This window comes from Leptolyngbya sp. GGD (assembly GCF_026735145.1).
Taxonomy (GTDB): Bacteria; Cyanobacteriota; Cyanobacteriia; order Leptolyngbyales; family Leptolyngbyaceae; genus Leptolyngbya; species Leptolyngbya boryana.
In genome coordinates this window covers 1-15,570 of the sequence record NZ_JAPQKE010000008.1, presented here as the reverse complement: position 1 = coordinate 15,570, position 15,570 = coordinate 1, and the positions used below count along the sequence as shown (strand labels likewise).

Sequence of the window (15,570 nt, the reverse complement as noted above, 5' to 3'; positions counted from 1 at the left end):
GGAAAGCCCACTTGCAAATGACGAATGGCTAATTCTTCTCGCTTCAACCCTTCTAAAACATTGAATCAACTCTCTACGGACACTTGGAACTATGAGCAGACCGTGGCACGAGTTGAGGAGATTTTGACGCGAATTGAATCCGGCGAATTGGAATTAGCGGCTGTGTTTGAAGAGTTTTCGACGGCTGTAGAGTATTTGCGGCAGTGTGAAACATTTCTGGCAGAGCGTCAGCGTCAGGTAGATTTGCTCATCGAAACCTTGACTGACGAAGCTGAGTTTTAAAAAATCTTCTCTCCCATCGGCTGGCAAAACGGTTGAACCCCTGTTTTCAGGACGTAAATTGCAACTGGAACCGCAAGCCGCATGGGTAGCTGAGTTTGAGACACGATTGTATCCACCAACTCGCCGGACAAACCATCTTCTAACTTTTCTTTAATATCTGCCTCACAGAGAATATGCCGCCAGCGCTTTGCCAATCCATCGATCCAGCGCTCATTTTCTTCAGGAAGCTGTCCTGATTTGATCGCCAGAGCAATTGCTGCATCTTCAAGATCTCCGTCGCAATCTTCAATCACGTCTAAAGCTGCTAAAGCAGTCGGGTGATCTGAAAGCTGTTCGCGGAAAAACTCAAGATCTGCTGGCGAAACAATAATCGACATGGGCTAGTCCTGAAAAACTCAATTCCGATGTTAGCTTATTCACAAGCTCTCAAGGCATCTAAATCGGCTGAAACGATTTTGTCTAGATTGCGGGTAATTTTTTGGATATCCCAATTCCACCAAGCGATCGTGAGTAGCGCTTGCACGACTTCATCTGAGAATCGCTGTCGAATTGGTTTTGCGGGATTGCCTCCAACGATCGTATAAGCAGGAACGTCTTTCGTGACGACCGATTTCGCAGCCACGATCGCGCCATCTCCAATCTGAACTCCTGGCATAATCATCGCTTCATAACCCAACCAAACATCATTGCCAATCACCGTATCGCCTTTATATGGAAGCTCTTGAGGAACTGGTGTGACTGTCTCCCATCCATTGCCAAAGATGTTAAACGGATAAGTTGAGAAGCCAGAGAGCTTATGATTTGCGCCATTCATGATGAACTTGACTCCTGTTGCAATGGCGCAGAACTTACCGATGATTAAGCGATCGCCAATAAAGTCAAAGTGGTAGAGAACATTGCGCTCAAAGTTTTCAGAGTCTTCTGGATCATCGTAGTAGGTGTAATCGCCAATGATGATATTTGGATTCTGAACGGTATTTTGAATGAAGCAGATTTGGGGAAATCCCTTCATCGGGTGCTTGTCTTTCGGATCGGCTCCGTACATCGGCGATCTTCCTATGAATTGAGTCAAACTGTTCTTGGTTTCTATTCTAGAAGCGATCGCTGGTCTGAATCAGTAGGATGCAGCATCTCAAAAAAACGCTATGCTTCTAGTGCAAGTGATCTGTTTTTTGAGATGTTAGATCTGACAAAACTCGCTCAACAAATGCAAGGCATTAGCCAACAGTTGACCCTCGAAGCAACGGCAACTCGACAACGCCTCGATCGAGCACAATTGCTAATGGCGCAAGCAAATGAGCGACAAGCAGATCTCGTGCAAATGCAAGAATTATGGCGCGATCGCTTAAGTTTCACTGCAGCAATGCCGCTCGAATCCCTCGACACTCGCATTGACATTGCCGCACCTCCGGCGGCTCATACGGTGATTGCCACCGATGGTTCTCAAATCGCACCCAGTCATCATGAAATTGCTTATTGCTATTTGATCAATGTGGGACGGATCATTTTGCACTATGGGCAAAGCAAGTTACCTTTACTCGATAGCTTGCCTGAAGTCTTTTATCGCCCTGAAGATCTCTATGTTTCTAGGCAATGGGGAATTCGCACCGAGGAGTGGATGGGCTACCAAAGAACTGCTTTAGAAGCGCAAATTCTAGCAGAGTTAGCACAAGCTCTAACTGATGAAATGGAAGCTCCAACACTCGCGCTTACAGATGGCTCATTGATTTACTGGTTTTTAGAACAGTTACCTGCTGAAGCACGCGATCGTATTCTGGCTCCCATCCTAGCCGCATGGGATCAATTAAGAGCGATTTCCGTGCCGCTAGTTGGTTATATCAGTGCTTCTCGCAGCGGAGAAGCTTTGAATTTCTTAAGGCTGCAAAGCTGTCCTTACTTAGCACCGGATTGTATGACGCATTGTAGTGAAGTTGTCGATCGTGCTCCTTGCCAAGTTCTCGACCCACTTAAAGATGCAGCTTTGTGGGCAATTAGGCTAGAACCGGGACAGCGTAGTCCCTTATGGAAGAGTTCGGCTCGAATTCAGGAATTTTATGGCGATCATGCGATTCATTTCTGCTATGTGAATGTTGGTAGTGAAATTGCGCGGGTGGAAGTTCCGGCTTGGGTTGCAGCCGATGAGGATATGTTGCAATCTGCATTGAGTTTAGTATTGGGTCAGGTGCAGAAAGGATATGGATATCCCGTGGCGCTGGCAGAGGCGCATAATCAAGCTGTTGTACGCGGCGGCGATCGCGCTCGATTCTTTGCACTTCTCGAACAGCAGATGATCAAAGCTGGATTGCGCAATGTCGGCACGTCCTACAAAGAAACTCGAAAGCGGGGCAGTATCGCTTGAGTGTGTTTTTTCTTGAAGCCAAGTGTCGTTTGATTTTCCCTGAAACTTGAAATTGGTAAAGTAAGGTTGCATCCTGTTTGGTTGAGCGAATGCAATTCACTTTTCATCCTGCTGAAGATTTCAGCGATCTCAAACGGTTTGGCAGAATTTTGTCGCAGTGCTTTGATGCGCCACTTTCAGATGAGCCTACTTATCTCAGTCGAATTGGAGTAGAGAATACTCGGCTTTTATGGGCAGACCAAGAAGTGATCGGAGGATTGGGATTGCTCAATTTAGGGCAATGGTACAACCGAGTGAACCTGCCGATGGTTGGAGTCGCAGCCGTGGGCATCGCTCCAGAATGGCGAGGACAGGGTAGTGCGATCGTGCTGTTAAAATCGACGTTGCAAGAACTGCATGATCGAGAAGTGCCTCTCTCTGTCTTATTTTCTGCGGCTCAACCTTTGTATCGAAAAGTAGGATATGAGCAAGCAGGAGCTTTCTGTATTTGGGAAGTGGATACGGCGAGCATTCAACTTCACTCACAAGACTTGCCAGTTCGATCGTTAAGTTTAGATTCTCCTCTGTTTGCTACACTATACAATCAGCAAGCCCAACGAAATCAAGGGTTTCTCGATCGCAATTCTGTCATTTGGTCGAATCTCTATAGCTTTGATGCAAAATCTCCAACGTATGCTTATCAAATCGGAGAAGAAGGCTATATTACCTTTCAGCAAAACCAAGGGCGGTTGATTGTCAAAGATTGGGTTTTACTGTCACCTGCTGCGATGCGGCAGTTCTGGGCGTTTTTATCTCATCATCGATCGCAAATCGATCGCATTGAATGGAAAAGCTCACCCATTGATGTTCTTAGTTTATGTCTGCCGGATCAAACTGCTAAAATCAAATCCTTGAGTCGGTGGATGCTACGGATTGTGCACCTTAAACAAGCACTAGAACAGCGGAGCTATCCGAATTCAATCGAAACTGAACTCCATCTCAATGTTCACGATTCCCTATTTTCAAGCAATCATGGCTTATTTACGCTGAGTATTGCCAAAGGGAAAGGAACCTTGGCCCCAGGGGGCAAAGGTGAGCTACAGCTCAGCATTAATGCACTTTCTCCCCTGTATACAGGATTGTTAACCGCAGAGCAACTCGCTTGCTCATACCAACTGAACGGAACTGCAACTGCGATCGAGACTGCAACCTCTCTCTTTTCGAGTCCGCTTCCCTGGATGCCTGATGCATTTTAATTCTCAGTCAAGCTGTAAGCCGGAGTCGCAAATTAGAATTCTGCTTGCCGATTTTAATGGAGAGCCGATTAAATACCGCAGATTTCATCACAAAGATAGATGAATTTGGTGTTTAATACGCTAGTGTCTATCTTTGTTGACGGTTTTCGATTATACCTCCACAATGCAAGGTAGTTTGTAATCAGGGTAATAACAAAACCATATCCACGTCTTGATGTAATGTCTTCACATTGATGTAATGTCTTCACAGGTGGTCATTCAATTTATGCCTCGCGATATCGCCCAACTTCTAAAACCCCTTGAATCTGGGCTAATCGTATCTTGCCAAGCACCCGCAGATTCACCCTTAAATCACCCGACGATCATTGCTGCGATCGCAGAATCTGTGGTTGCCCAAAATGCAGTTGCCGTTCGGATTGATACGCCAGAACGAGTTACTGCTGTCCGGCAGCGGATTTCGGCTCCAATCTTGGGTCTCTGGAAGCAGAAGATTCCAGGATATGAAGTTTATATCACGCCTAGGTTTGAACAGGCTCAAGCACTAGCAGAAGCTGGAGCCGATTTTATTGCGATCGATGCGACCTTGCGCGATCGACCTGAACCCATTGAAATCTTGATCCAGAGGATTCATCAGGAACTCGGTAAGCTTGTGGTCGCGGATATTGATAGCTTGGAATCTGCGATCGCAGCGATTCAAGCTGGGGCAGACATGATTGCCACGACCATGTACGGATTTACGCCAGCGACAGAAGGCTGTTCACCGCCAGCTTTTGATCTGTTAGCTGAGATTCTTGAGAAATCAAATGTACCTGTTATTTGTGAGGGCAAAGTCAATTCGCCGGAACTTGCAAGACAAGCGATCGATTTAGGTGCATATGCAGTTGTTGTGGGAACGGCAATTACGGGGATTGAAGCTCATGTGCAAGCGTTTGATGCTGCGCTGCGAAAGAAGATTCCAGCGCTTTTAATCGAGCGAAATGACACGTATCATTTTGCACTGTTTACTCAGGAGCATCCTTCCTACCGTAACTATGTGCGATCTAAGTTACGGCAATATAATCCTGAAACGACATCAGCGAATGGCTACTTTGATCAAAGTGCATTACGAGGATTGCCAATTGAAATTTTCTTGTTAGACGATCGCGATAAAGTCAAAGCAGGCTTAGTGAGTTTAACTCGCTGGAATTGGCTATTGATTGAGGCGCTATGGGTTGAAGAATCAATTCGGAGACAAGGGTTTGCAAGCCAATTGATGCATTTAGCAGAGCAGGAAGCGAAACGCAGGGGCTGCACCGAAGCGCTACTCGATACGTTTAGTTTTCAAGCCAAGGAGTTTTATGAAAAGCTTGGCTATGAAATGTTTGCTCAAGTTGATGATTATCCTTCTGGATATAGCTTTTTTCAATTGAAAAAAGAGCTATGAAAAAAGGCGTGATCATTACGCCTTCAGCAGCTTCAAATCAGTTGTGAAGTAAGGAGTGGAGAGTAGGGAGTTTAGAGTGATGCTCTAATTCCCTACTCTCCACCCTTTCTAGCAGTGACGACTCAAACAGGATCGCGATCGCTAGGAATTATAGAGAAAGCGTTTGCTGGACTAAATCGCCCCTGTTCCTCGCCCACGCTGATCGTGTTCCATCGTCAGCTTACCTTCTTCATCCTGATTGATTTCGCGATATTCTTCGACTCGCTGCTGATGTTGCTCCTCTTCAGCCTGACGGGCATCACCAGGAACTTCATAGTACATCTCAGGTTCGATCGCATAGTTGTTCAGTAAGCCTTCTTGATCAACAGTGTAACCTCCTGTTGTTTCAATGCTTTTTGAATCTGTTTGATCATCCGTTGAAGCAGAAGCTTCACGTTCTTCGGTTGGAACGGTCTTGAACTGAGAACCTTCGCGCTCCTTGCGAGCAGCCGTTTCAGCTGGAATAATATGCGGATCATAGGCATCGCTTTGAGCGCGATCGTGGCTATCGGTTGAGATCGTTCTATCCTGACTCATAGCAAATTTCTCCTTATATTTGGTAGCAGATTTCTCCTTAGATTTAGTCAGTGAGATTTAGTAAGCGCGGCCTGCGAACTTGTAGTAGATAAAGAGCGCAATAATTGCACCCAAAACTGCCAAGAAAACGCCCGTCAAGCTCAAGCTAGTTGCAGCGAAAGCAAATGTTCCAGTTTCAAGCAGCGTTGCGATCGTTCCACCAATAAAGGCACCAACGATACCGAGAATCAAAGTTCCCAGAATTCCACCGCCTTGACGACCGGGATAAATTGCTTTTGCAATTGCACCTGCCAACAGTCCCAAAATGATCCAAGCTAGAATATTCATAGTTATCTTCCGTGTAATTTAACTCTTTGAAAACCATGTGATTAACTTAACAGGCTGGAGATTCAGTCGTACCTTTCTGAGGTTAGGAGCGCTGACAGAACTTCCTCAGTCTCAAGGTGGATTTGCGCAAAACTCGTACTTGTGGGCGATGAAATGAATCTTTGTCTTACTATAAGTTGGCACATAGATATATCTAAACGTCTATTCCTATGCGATTCAAAACGATTGTGCGCTTGCTGCGAGATACGGTGACAGAGTGGAATGAAGATAATGTTCCTTTGTTAGCGGCGGCGTTGGCTTACTATACGATGTTTTCGATCGCGCCTCTGTTGATCATTGCGATCGCAATTGCAGGTGCAATTTATGGACAAGAGGCAGCCCAAGGCGAAATTGTTGGGCAGATTCAAGGTTTAGTGGGCAGAGATGGCGCAGAGTTCATTCAATCGATGATCGAAAATGCCAGTAAGCCTGGAGCAGGAGGAGGAGTTGCAACCTTTATCGGGATTGTAGTTCTAATTTTTGGAGCCTCTGGAGTGTTCGGACAGTTGCAAACGGCACTCAATACAATTTGGGAAGTAAAACCGAAGCCAGGGCGGGCAGTAAAAAGCTTTCTACAAGCGCGGTTTCTCTCGTTTGCAATGGTCTTAGTGATTGGATTTTTATTGCTGGTTTCGTTAGTCTTGTCTGCAATTCTAGCCGGGATTAGCGCGTACTTTGGAGCATTTCTACCGGGGTCGATCGCGATTGGGCAAATCCTCAATTTTGTGATTTCGTTTGGGATTATTACACTGCTCTTTGCTTCAATCTATCGATTCTTGCCCGATGTGCATGTGCCTTGGAAGAACCTTTGGGTTGGTGCGGCAGTGACAGCTTTATTGTTCAATCTAGGTAAGTTCTTACTCGGTCTTTACCTGGGTAATAGCGGTGTTAGCTCGACCTATGGAGCGGCTGGATCGCTGGTTGTGATATTGATTTGGGTATTTTATTCAGCACAGATTTTGCTGTTTGGAGCTGAGTTTACGCAAGTATATTCTAAGTATCGAGGTAGACCGATTACGCCTTCGAGTCATGCCGTTTCGCTCAAAGATGAAGTTGTCGATCGAGATGCTCCCTAATGACGAGAACTCCGAGCTTAGCAAAAGCTTGGAGTTCTGAGGCTTTATTTCACTAATCCTGCTCGCAGTGCGCGAACTGCAATCTGAGTCCGATCATTCACACAGAGTTTATTGAGAATGTTGCGAACGTGAGTTTTGACCGTTCCAATTGTGATGTAAAGCTTCTCTGCAATCTCAGCGTTACTTCGCCCATCTACGATCAGTTCCAGTACATCTAGCTCCCGAGTCGTTAGCGGATATTCAGAAATCATGCCGCTATCTTCAAAAGAAAGTTTGTTAATGGTAACTGTCGTGGTCGCTTCAGTCGGTCGAGCCAGCTTGACTTGACCTAGGACAATTCGCGCGATCGCGGGATCGATCCAGGCGTTTCCAGAGGCAGTTGTGTGAATCGCTTCAGATAACCGTGAGCCTGTAATATCTTTCATGCAATAAGAATCTGCGCCTGCCGCAAATGCAGCGAGTACCATCTCTTCATCATCGTGCATCGTCATGATCAAGATTTTGGTGTTTGGAGCTTCTCCATCGGTTCTAAATTGCTGCGTCAGTTCGATCCCGGTCATATCCGGCAAACCAATATCGACGATCGCAACGTCCGGTTGAGTTGAGCGAATCAGATTCAACCCTGATCGAGCATCCCGCGCTTCGCCAACAAGTTCAATACCTTGCTCTCTCAAAAGTGCTCGAATCCCAAAGCGAGTCAAATCATGATCTTCAATCAATACAACTCGAATCTTCTCCATTTTGGCTGCTCCTACAGACGTATAAACTTTTCAGTTCAATTGCAGATTTACTTATAGTGAAATAATTCTAGATCGAGAGCATATGCAAAGCGGTCTACCTACAGTCATAGCTTTAGAGCCGTAAAATCTCGGACTAACTCTATCCAAAGATTGAACTTCGTTAAACTTGGCGCAATTCATTTCCGTAGTTTCTTGGATGTTTGTACTATCTTGAGCGAGTCATGACCTGTTTCTCGCTCGTCTTTGCCAATTCGCGTTCTAATAGAGAGATTGCTTGTGTTATTCGGTCATCAACATCATCAGGAGTTCGATCGTGAAAAGGCTGTGGCTTGCAAGTCTGGCAATATTTGGCTGCGGTAGCTTAGGATTGTGGTTTGTTCACTCTCTCGTTTCTTCTCAGGTTTCTGTTTCTTCTCAAGTGGCTCCCACCCAGCAACCAACCGTCTTTGCATCTCCATCGGCAAGCGTTACTCAGGGTGTACCTAAATATCAGGTTTATTCTTTGCCTAATAGCGAAATTCATACGGTGACGATCGCACCTCAAAGTCAATTTAAAGTGTCGATCGCGCTTTCTCCAAAGTTGGAACCGATCGAGCAATTTGGCAAATCGATGAATGCGATCGCAGCCCTAAATGGTGGGTTCTTTGACCCGAAAAATGAAAAAACGACTTCCTATATTACGAAAAACGGCAAAGTTGTTTCAGATCCCAACACCAATGATCGCTTAATGAAGAATCCCGATCTCCAGCCGTATTTGCCTCAAATCCTAGAGCGATCGGAGTTTCGACAGTACAAATGCGGCGAGAAGATTCAATATGCGATCGCGGCTCGTTCGGCAGTTGCACCGTCGGGGTGTCAGTTGATCGATGCCATTGGCGCTGGTCCTCAACTGTTACCCAAATTGACCGCGAAACAAGAGGGCTTTGTCGATGAGATGGTCGGAAGAGATTCGATTGGGGTCACGCAGCGCAATGCGAGAAGTGCGATCGGGATCTTAAAAGATGGTTCAGTCATTTTAGTTATGGCAGCCCAAAAGCCAGATGCACCGCAGAATTCCGGGATGTCTGTACAAGCCATGACTGGATTTTTGCAACGGTTGGGTGTTGAACAAGCCTTGAACTTAGATGGGGGTTCATCGTCATCGCTGATCTACAAAGATCAAACGTTCTATGGCAAAGTAGATAAAGATGGAAAAGCCGTTTCCAGAGCGATTAAGTCTGCCATTGTCGTGCATGAATGATTATGCGATCGCAATTCAAACTTTAAAGCTTGCTGATCCGAGACTGGGAACAGTCATTGATCAAGTGGGAGAGTGCAAACTGACTCAGCAATCAGGAGATTTGTTGCACTCACTTGCGCGATCGATTGTTTATCAACAGCTATCAACAAAAGCTGCAACGGCAATTTATCATCGGTTTCTTGAGCTTTACCGCGATCGCGCCATCACAGCAGAAGCAATTCTAGAAACGCCAGATGAAACGCTACGAGGAGTTGGATTTTCACGCCAAAAAATTGTTTATCTCAAGGATCTGGCACAAAATATTCAAACCGGATTGCCGACGCTAGAAGAATTAGAAGAATTAGAAGACGAAGCGATTATCCAAACACTGATTAAAGTCAAAGGGATTGGACGTTGGACTGTTCAGATGCTTCTGATTTTTCGACTGCATCGCTGGAATGTCTTGCCTGTTGATGATCTGGGGATTCGAGCGGGAATTCGGCGGATTTATCAGCTAGAAGAATTACCAGATAAAAAGACAGTTTTGCAAGTCGGACAGGCTTGGAACCCGTATTGTACGATCGCGAGTTGGTATATTTGGCGGAGTTTAGAATTGCCCTAGATTCAGGTCAGTAAAAAAGGGCGTAATGAACGCCCCTTTTGTCTTCCGAGTTGAAGTCACTCGTTGAAGCTATACTCCGGTGAATTGATGAATCGCATCTAGACCAACACGATCGCAGAAATCTCCAAAGCTTTCCCCTGCCTGCCGCTCTTTCTTAAAGTACGTAAACACAGGCTCGAATACCGCTTCTAAATCATCCAAATTCATCTTCTCGATGAAGACCTTTGCCAATCTCGTTTGATTGGGAGCCGCACCTAGCCAAACTTGGTACATATTTGGACCCGTTCCCACCAGTGCCAATTCTGCGAGATACGGACGCGCACAGCCATTCGGGCAGCCTGTCATGCGGAAGATAAATGACTCATTCGGTAAGCCTACTTTTTCGAGCAATAACCGAATTCGAGTCAAAATTGGTAAACTCGCTCGTTCAGCTTCCGTGGTTGCCAGTCCACACGTCGGTAATGCAGGACATGCCATAGAATCACGAACTAAAGGATCAATCTGATCAGGACGTTCGATCCCATGTTCGCGCAGAATGCGATTGATTCTTTGGCGATCGCTCTTTTCAATGTCATATAACAGAACATTCTGGCTCGGTGTCAGTAACATCGGCAGATTGAACTTTGTCACAATCTTTTTGAGCGCTGCTTTCAGCCGGAAACCGTTTTCATCTTTGATCCGACCATTCTGAATCGAGATGCCATAGAACAGTTTTCCATCGCCTTGCTCATTCCAGCCCAGATAGTTGAGAAACTTGAATTCAGGTAAAGGCTTGAACGGCTCGATCGCTTTACCAAAGTATTCTTCAACTTTAGAACGGAATTTCTCAACGCCCCATTCTTCAACGAGGTATTTCATCCGAGAATGACGCCGATCAGAGCGATCGCCATAATCCCGCTGAGTCGCAACGATCGCTTTTACCAAATCGTAAACATCTGCTTTGGCAACATATCCAATGGGATCAGCGATGCGAGGAAAAGTTTCTTCTTTGCCATGAGTCCGCCCAAGCCCGCCTCCCGCATAGACATTAAAGCCTTCTAACTCACCTTGATCATTCGTCAAAACAACCAAAGAAATGTCCTGCGAGAACAAATCAACAGAATTGTCACCGGGAACTGTCACTGCAATTTTGAACTTCCGAGGCAGATAGTACGTTCCATAAATCGGCTCAGGCGAATTTTCAATATTGGAGCCGTTAATGTTCCGCTTCCGCGCTGCGACGACTTCCGGATCTTCTTCACCCGTAATCGCCTTTTCCCCATCTAACCAAACTTCGTAATACGCACCTGATTGCGGCGTGAGAAAATCAGCGATGTTATTCGCATACGTCCGAGCATATTCATACTCTGGGCGATTTTTAAACGGTGCAGGCGGAGACATGACGTTTCGATTCACGTCACCACAAGCACTCAGCGTTGATCCCATACTTTTGACGATCGCGCTAATCGTTGCTTTCAGATTCTTCTTCAAAACGCCGTGTAGTTGAAACGCTTGGCGAGTCGTGACCCGAATCGTGTGATTGCCATATTCATCTGATAACCGATCGATGGTCAAATACAACTCAGGGGGAACAAACCCGCCAGGAGAGCGAGTTCTCAGCATCATCGAGTAATCTTTTTCTTGTCCTCTGACGCGATTATCACGATTATCTTGCTGATAAGACCCGTGAAATTTCAGCAGTTGAATGCCGTCTTCGGAAAAAGCGTTCGTGTCCAGCAACAATTCTGAAGCGACGGGTTCGCGTAAGAAGTTACTACGCTCTTTGATGCCTTCAACTTTGGAGGGTTTGCGGACGGAGGGAGGTGTAGAAGAAATGACCATTGCAATTGGTGGATCGGCTAAAGACAATAATTCGGCACTTGAATCAAATCAAGCTGCCGTAAGCATTTATTCCCGGTATTTCGGTCGGAATTGTGTTGAATGCTCTCAGTCTATCACGATCGCTTCATCTACCGTGCAGACGTAGGTGTTAAGTTCTGTTCTTGAATCACAAAATCTAACAATCCCTGACACGCATCTAAAAGCAGGTCAATCACAAAGTTAAATCCTTCCGTCCCACCATAATAAGGATCAGGGACTTCTCTTAAGGAATGCTCGGTACAGAAGTCGCACATCAAGCGAACTTTGTCTTGATAGGTTCCAGCAGGATCGATCGACTGAATCGCTTCAAAATTATCGATGTCCATTGCCAGAATCAAATTGAATTCTTCAAAATCCGCGCGTTCAAATTGTCTTGCACGTCCAACAAGTTCGATGCCTCTGAGTTTCGCCGCAGCATTCATTCTGCGATCAGGTGGGCTGCCAATGTGATAACTCGATGTTCCTGCCGAATCACAGGTAATTTCACACTCTAATCCAGCTTGGCGGATCAGATGATTCATGATGTTTTCGGCAGAGGGCGATCGACAAATATTGCCTAAGCACACAAATAGTAAGCGATATGCCATTGGGATTGCCTCAAGTGAAAACCTCTCAAATTTTCGCTTACTTTCGCCAAATGTTGGAACATTGATCGCCGCAAAATCAATATTTATCGAGTTGGGCGGCGGTTTGGTCGCGCTTGGGGTCGGGGTTGTGGTCTAGGCTGAGATGGTCTGACCTGTGGTAAATTTCCATTTCGCCAAACTCCTTGCGATCGCGCTCCAGTTGAGAAAATATAAACCCCACGTCCATTGCGCTGATTATTCTGAAACTCGCCTTCATAGCGATCGCCATTTGGGTACAAACAGACTCCAAATCCAGTCATCGCATTCTGCCGAAATTCCCCCTCGCAGCGTGTGCCATTTGCATAAATAAAAACGCCACGCCCTTGCCGCACATTGTCACGAAATGCTCCTTCGTAGCGATTTCCACTGGAGAACGTACACCGTCCAAACCCATTCAGCGAATTCGAGCGAAAATTTCCCTCACAGCGCGTGCCATCTGCATAGGTAAACACCCCCTGTCCCTCTCGAATGTTCTGTCGAAACTCGCCTTCATAGCGATTTCCGCTCGCAAATTGGCACATCCCACGACCATTCAGCAGATTGTTCTGAAAATTTCCCTCACAGCGCGTGCCATCTGCATAGGTAAACACCCCCTGTCCTTCTCGATCGTGCCGCTGAAAATTTCCCTGAAATCGATTTCCGCTGGGAAATTGGCAAACATGCGTGCCCTGGAGCCAACCATCTTTGAGCCGCCCTTCACAATAATCGCTGTTTTTTGGAAGTGCCAAACTCTTGGCTGCACTGAACGGCAAGATCGGTTGGGCAAAAACTTCTGTACTGACAAAATCAGCGCTAGTCACGAATACAAAAAATCCTAATGACAGTTTTAGAGATTGTGATTGTGACTGCGATCGCGTTTTAGAGGTAAGCTTCACCATACTTTTGGGAGGTTCTTTTGTAAGGCTGCGATAATTTCTATGCTTTATTAAGGCAAAGATTGTCGGAAATGGGGCTATATAGGGGTAGCATTTTTGACGTTTCTAAGTTCGTCGGTAGCAAGTCCATGTTTTCGAGCCTGCTTTTCTCCTCCTTCGCCCAACTTCCCCCACGGGTTCCCACTCCCGCCCCGATGATTGCCCCACAACCGACTAACCAAGAAATTCTCCCATTTCAGGAGGGAATTCCCAATCAAGAATTCATTGAATCTCAAGAGATTCGTCCCCTGCCTGGCAAACTTGATGATGTTCCGGTTTTCAATAGCAATAGTCCTGAAGTTGTTCTCACAGAAGGGATTCTCCTTTCAACTTTTCCATCTGCAGGAATGCGGGTTCCCTCGGCTCATCTAAATTACGCATTCAACGGCAGATTTGATATCTTCGCCCATCATATTTCTAGAGCCAGCAATCCCAGTCAAACACGATCGCTCTTCCAAGGCATCGTGGTCTACAATCCCAACGATCGCCCAGTTCAAATTGATATCTCTCAAGCTGCCAGCTATCTCACTCGCCCCGATGCTCTGTTTGTTGATCTCCCTGCCTCTGTTGAAGATCCGCTAGGCACAGTCTTTGCCGGGCCGGGCAGCCGAGTTGTAAATGATATTCTTCGTGGGCGCAGGAATGGCAGTATTCCAACGGGAATGATGATCCCACCGAAACAGGCACAAATGCTGATGAATCTCCCAATTCCAGCAGGTACAGTCACTCCAACTTCAAACGGACGCTCTACGTTAATGCGTCTCAATAGTAATGCACCAGTCTATGTTGCCACCCTAGCAATGTTCGCGCCATTAAACGCCAATCGAACTGAGCGAGTTCCGACGATCGAAGAATGGCTAAATCTTCTAGTGAATGCTGGAGTCGCAGGACCTAGAGATATTCCTCCCACTCCTCCTAACGCCAAAACAACTAACATTACCTATGGTCGGGTCGCTGGTGTTGCCAAAGGTTCAGAATGGCGCACCAACATAACAGATGATTCTCGTTCGAACTCTCTCAATATCCCCAAACCCGGTCGCGCCTTTTCTTATGGTTTAAGTACGCTGGAACGAGGCACATTTGGAACAGGTCAGATTCAAAGTGCTCCGATGCTGGTGCGCTATCCCGATACTGCCTACCTTGCAAATGGAAATTACGGAATTCATTACAGTTTGACCCTTCCCCTGCGAAATTCTACGCGTCAAGCTCAAACGATTCAAGTCTCGATCGAAACTCCGCTCAAACAAGATAGAAGTAGGAATGAAGTTGTCTTCCTCACGGCTCCTGCGCCTCAAATTTTCTTTCGCGGTACAATTCGGCTGCGTTATTTAGACGATCGCTCAACCCCTCAAACCCGATTTATCCATCTCGTTCAACGCCGAGGTCAAAAAGGTGATCCGCTTCTGACTTTGACGCTCTCGCCTGGGGAACGTCGCTCTGTCGAAGTCGATTTTCTCTATCCTCCCGATGCAACGCCCCCCCAATTGCTCACTGTTCGCACCCTAAATCGATAAATTGTGTCCACCACCGCTACTGTCAAACCCTGGCTTTACTGGTCACTCTTCCCAATTCATCGGACTTTTCTCAGACTGTACTTTAGTTCGATCGAAATTCAAGGGCGAGAGAATCTTCCTCAGCAAGGACCTTGTATTCTTGCCTCTAAGCATTTCAGCCGATGGGATCCTTTAGTTCTATCGCTCTTGAGTCAAGAACCCCTGCGATTCATGACAAACGCGAATCAATTTACAGGAATCCAAGGCTGGGCGATCGAACGCCTCGGAGCTTTCCCAGTCAATCTTGCTCGTCCTAGCGTTTCCAGTTTGCGATGTGCGATCGAACTTCTTCAAGCCAAACACAAACTTGTCATTTTCCCAGAAGGCGGAATTGTGCGAGACCAGCCCCTGCGCGAGTTTAAGACTGGATTAGCGCGATTAGTCCTTCAAGCAGAGGCAAGCGGAGAAATAAGGGTACCAATTTTACCGATCGCTCTTTTTTATTCCCCAACCGCCTCAGCAGGTGCAAAAGCTTCGATCCGAATCAATCCGCCTCTCTACATAAACGACTATCGCCAAGAGAACGACAAACAAACTGCTCGAATTTTCACCCAAACCCTTTACTCAAAAATTCTAGAAAGTCTATCAAATTCAGGCTAATCCCCTATTTTTCCCAATCTCTCAAAAAACTTGCAAGACTTTGTTGACAAACCCAATTAGGCTTGATACATTAATAAAGCGGTGAGGGAAGCGCGCTGAAGCGAGGCTCCGAACCGCAG

The 15,570-nt window shown here is 46.2% G+C and carries 17 protein-coding genes; 9 read left to right on the top strand and 8 right to left on the bottom strand.

Translation table 11 applies throughout. The features are described from left to right. Positions 1-24: 24 nt before the first annotated feature. Positions 25-282: an exodeoxyribonuclease VII small subunit gene (gene xseB, locus OU814_RS25805; RefSeq protein ID WP_017289141.1), complete on the top strand. Its 258-nt coding sequence runs from the start codon at positions 25-27 to the stop codon at positions 280-282. Here xseB and OU814_RS25800 read toward each other — a convergent pair. Both OU814_RS25800 and OU814_RS25795 read right to left on the bottom strand, forming a co-directional pair. Then, complete coding sequence (locus OU814_RS25800) at positions 279-659, bottom strand: hypothetical protein (protein ID WP_190653316.1); 381 nt, start codon at positions 657-659, stop codon at positions 279-281. The genes xseB and OU814_RS25800 overlap by 4 nt on opposite strands. A 35-nt stretch (positions 660-694) precedes the next feature. Further along, complete coding sequence (locus tag OU814_RS25795) at positions 695-1,327, bottom strand: Vat family streptogramin A O-acetyltransferase (protein ID WP_268242560.1); 633 nt, start codon at positions 1,325-1,327, stop codon at positions 695-697. Positions 1,328-1,459: 132 nt separating this feature from the next. Between OU814_RS25795 and OU814_RS25790 the strand changes: the two genes are divergently transcribed. From OU814_RS25790 to OU814_RS25780, 3 genes are all read left to right on the top strand, one after another. Then, positions 1,460-2,641, top strand: coding sequence for a DNA double-strand break repair nuclease NurA (locus tag OU814_RS25790; RefSeq protein ID WP_268242559.1), 1,182 nt, complete (start codon positions 1,460-1,462; stop codon positions 2,639-2,641). A gap of 89 nt (positions 2,642-2,730) precedes the next feature. Continuing rightward, positions 2,731-3,876 carry a GNAT family N-acetyltransferase gene (locus OU814_RS25785; RefSeq protein WP_268242558.1) on the top strand — a complete coding sequence of 382 codons (1,146 nt, stop codon included), beginning with the start codon at positions 2,731-2,733 and terminating at the stop codon, positions 3,874-3,876. Positions 3,877-4,114: 238 nt separating this feature from the next. Then, positions 4,115-5,299, top strand: coding sequence for a putative N-acetylmannosamine-6-phosphate 2-epimerase (locus OU814_RS25780; protein ID WP_190653319.1), 1,185 nt, complete (start codon positions 4,115-4,117; stop codon positions 5,297-5,299). A gap of 171 nt (positions 5,300-5,470) precedes the next feature. Here OU814_RS25780 and OU814_RS25775 read toward each other — a convergent pair whose 3' ends face one another. Further along, a complete protein-coding gene (locus tag OU814_RS25775; RefSeq protein ID WP_017289147.1) occupies positions 5,471-5,875 on the bottom strand; it encodes a hypothetical protein in 405 nt (134 codons plus the stop codon). A gap of 57 nt (positions 5,876-5,932) precedes the next feature. Next, complete coding sequence (locus OU814_RS25770) at positions 5,933-6,202, bottom strand: GlsB/YeaQ/YmgE family stress response membrane protein (protein ID WP_017289148.1); 270 nt, start codon at positions 6,200-6,202, stop codon at positions 5,933-5,935. Positions 6,203-6,411: 209 nt separating this feature from the next. On the opposite strand from OU814_RS25770, the gene OU814_RS25765 reads away from it, so the two are divergent. After that, on the top strand, positions 6,412-7,317 hold the full coding sequence (locus OU814_RS25765; protein WP_017289149.1) for a YihY/virulence factor BrkB family protein: 906 nt from the start codon (positions 6,412-6,414) through the stop codon (positions 7,315-7,317). 44 nt (positions 7,318-7,361) lie between these two features. Here OU814_RS25765 and OU814_RS25760 read toward each other — a convergent pair whose 3' ends face one another. Then, entirely contained in the window at positions 7,362-8,057 is a 696-nt protein-coding gene (locus OU814_RS25760; RefSeq protein WP_017289150.1) for a response regulator, read from the bottom strand. 313 nt (positions 8,058-8,370) lie between these two features. Between OU814_RS25760 and OU814_RS25755 the strand changes: the two genes are divergently transcribed. Further along, positions 8,371-9,297 (top strand): phosphodiester glycosidase family protein, encoded by a 927-nt coding sequence (locus OU814_RS25755; RefSeq protein ID WP_268242557.1) that lies wholly within the window; start codon positions 8,371-8,373, stop codon positions 9,295-9,297. Then, positions 9,245-9,898, top strand: a complete 654-nt coding sequence (locus tag OU814_RS25750) for a DNA-3-methyladenine glycosylase family protein (protein ID WP_197693252.1) — start codon at positions 9,245-9,247, stop codon at positions 9,896-9,898. Before OU814_RS25755 ends, OU814_RS25750 begins: the two co-directional genes overlap by 53 nt. Positions 9,899-9,967: 69 nt before the next feature. Here OU814_RS25750 and sir read toward each other — a convergent pair whose 3' ends face one another. From sir to OU814_RS25735, 3 genes are all read right to left on the bottom strand, one after another. Next, positions 9,968-11,719, bottom strand: coding sequence for a sulfite reductase, ferredoxin dependent (gene sir, locus OU814_RS25745; RefSeq protein WP_268242556.1), 1,752 nt, complete (start codon positions 11,717-11,719; stop codon positions 9,968-9,970). Positions 11,720-11,847: 128 nt separating this feature from the next. After that, complete coding sequence (locus OU814_RS25740) at positions 11,848-12,345, bottom strand: low molecular weight protein-tyrosine-phosphatase (RefSeq protein WP_268242555.1); 498 nt, start codon at positions 12,343-12,345, stop codon at positions 11,848-11,850. Positions 12,346-12,428: 83 nt separating this feature from the next. Then, positions 12,429-13,262, bottom strand: coding sequence for an MORN repeat-containing protein (locus OU814_RS25735; protein ID WP_268242554.1), 834 nt, complete (start codon positions 13,260-13,262; stop codon positions 12,429-12,431). A 125-nt stretch (positions 13,263-13,387) separates the two neighbouring features. Here OU814_RS25735 and OU814_RS25730 point away from each other — a divergent pair, with 125 nt between their 5' ends. Then, positions 13,388-14,812, top strand: coding sequence for a DUF3370 domain-containing protein (locus OU814_RS25730; protein WP_017289156.1), 1,425 nt, complete (start codon positions 13,388-13,390; stop codon positions 14,810-14,812). Between the two features lie 3 nt (positions 14,813-14,815). Then, on the top strand, positions 14,816-15,451 hold the full coding sequence (locus tag OU814_RS25725) for a lysophospholipid acyltransferase family protein (protein ID WP_268242553.1): 636 nt from the start codon (positions 14,816-14,818) through the stop codon (positions 15,449-15,451). The last annotated feature ends 119 nt before the right edge of the window (positions 15,452-15,570 follow it).

What these genes read in the sequence shown, in the direction of transcription:
- OU814_RS25795 (WP_268242560.1), bottom strand. Translation starts at nt 1,327, where the DNA reads ATGTACGGAGCCGATCCGAAAGACAAGCACCCGATGAAGGGATTTCCC.
- OU814_RS25760 (WP_017289150.1), bottom strand. Translation starts at nt 8,057, where the DNA reads ATGGAGAAGATTCGAGTTGTATTGATTGAAGATCATGATTTGACTCGC.
- OU814_RS25780 (WP_190653319.1), top strand. Translation starts at nt 4,115, where the DNA reads ATGTCTTCACAGGTGGTCATTCAATTTATGCCTCGCGATATCGCCCAA.
- OU814_RS25785 (WP_268242558.1), top strand. Translation starts at nt 2,731, where the DNA reads ATGCAATTCACTTTTCATCCTGCTGAAGATTTCAGCGATCTCAAACGG.
- OU814_RS25800 (WP_190653316.1), bottom strand. Translation starts at nt 659, where the DNA reads ATGTCGATTATTGTTTCGCCAGCAGATCTTGAGTTTTTCCGCGAACAG.
- OU814_RS25790 (WP_268242559.1), top strand. Translation starts at nt 1,460, where the DNA reads ATGTTAGATCTGACAAAACTCGCTCAACAAATGCAAGGCATTAGCCAA.
- xseB (WP_017289141.1), top strand. Translation starts at nt 25, where the DNA reads ATGGCTAATTCTTCTCGCTTCAACCCTTCTAAAACATTGAATCAACTC.
- OU814_RS25740 (WP_268242555.1), bottom strand. Translation starts at nt 12,345, where the DNA reads ATGGCATATCGCTTACTATTTGTGTGCTTAGGCAATATTTGTCGATCG.
- sir (WP_268242556.1), bottom strand. Translation starts at nt 11,719, where the DNA reads ATGGTCATTTCTTCTACACCTCCCTCCGTCCGCAAACCCTCCAAAGTT.
- OU814_RS25735 (WP_268242554.1), bottom strand. Translation starts at nt 13,262, where the DNA reads ATGGTGAAGCTTACCTCTAAAACGCGATCGCAGTCACAATCACAATCT.
- OU814_RS25765 (WP_017289149.1), top strand. Translation starts at nt 6,412, where the DNA reads ATGCGATTCAAAACGATTGTGCGCTTGCTGCGAGATACGGTGACAGAG.
- OU814_RS25730 (WP_017289156.1), top strand. Translation starts at nt 13,388, where the DNA reads ATGTTTTCGAGCCTGCTTTTCTCCTCCTTCGCCCAACTTCCCCCACGG.
- OU814_RS25775 (WP_017289147.1), bottom strand. Translation starts at nt 5,875, where the DNA reads ATGAGTCAGGATAGAACGATCTCAACCGATAGCCACGATCGCGCTCAA.
- OU814_RS25770 (WP_017289148.1), bottom strand. Translation starts at nt 6,202, where the DNA reads ATGAATATTCTAGCTTGGATCATTTTGGGACTGTTGGCAGGTGCAATT.
- OU814_RS25750 (WP_197693252.1), top strand. Translation starts at nt 9,245, where the DNA reads ATGGAAAAGCCGTTTCCAGAGCGATTAAGTCTGCCATTGTCGTGCATG.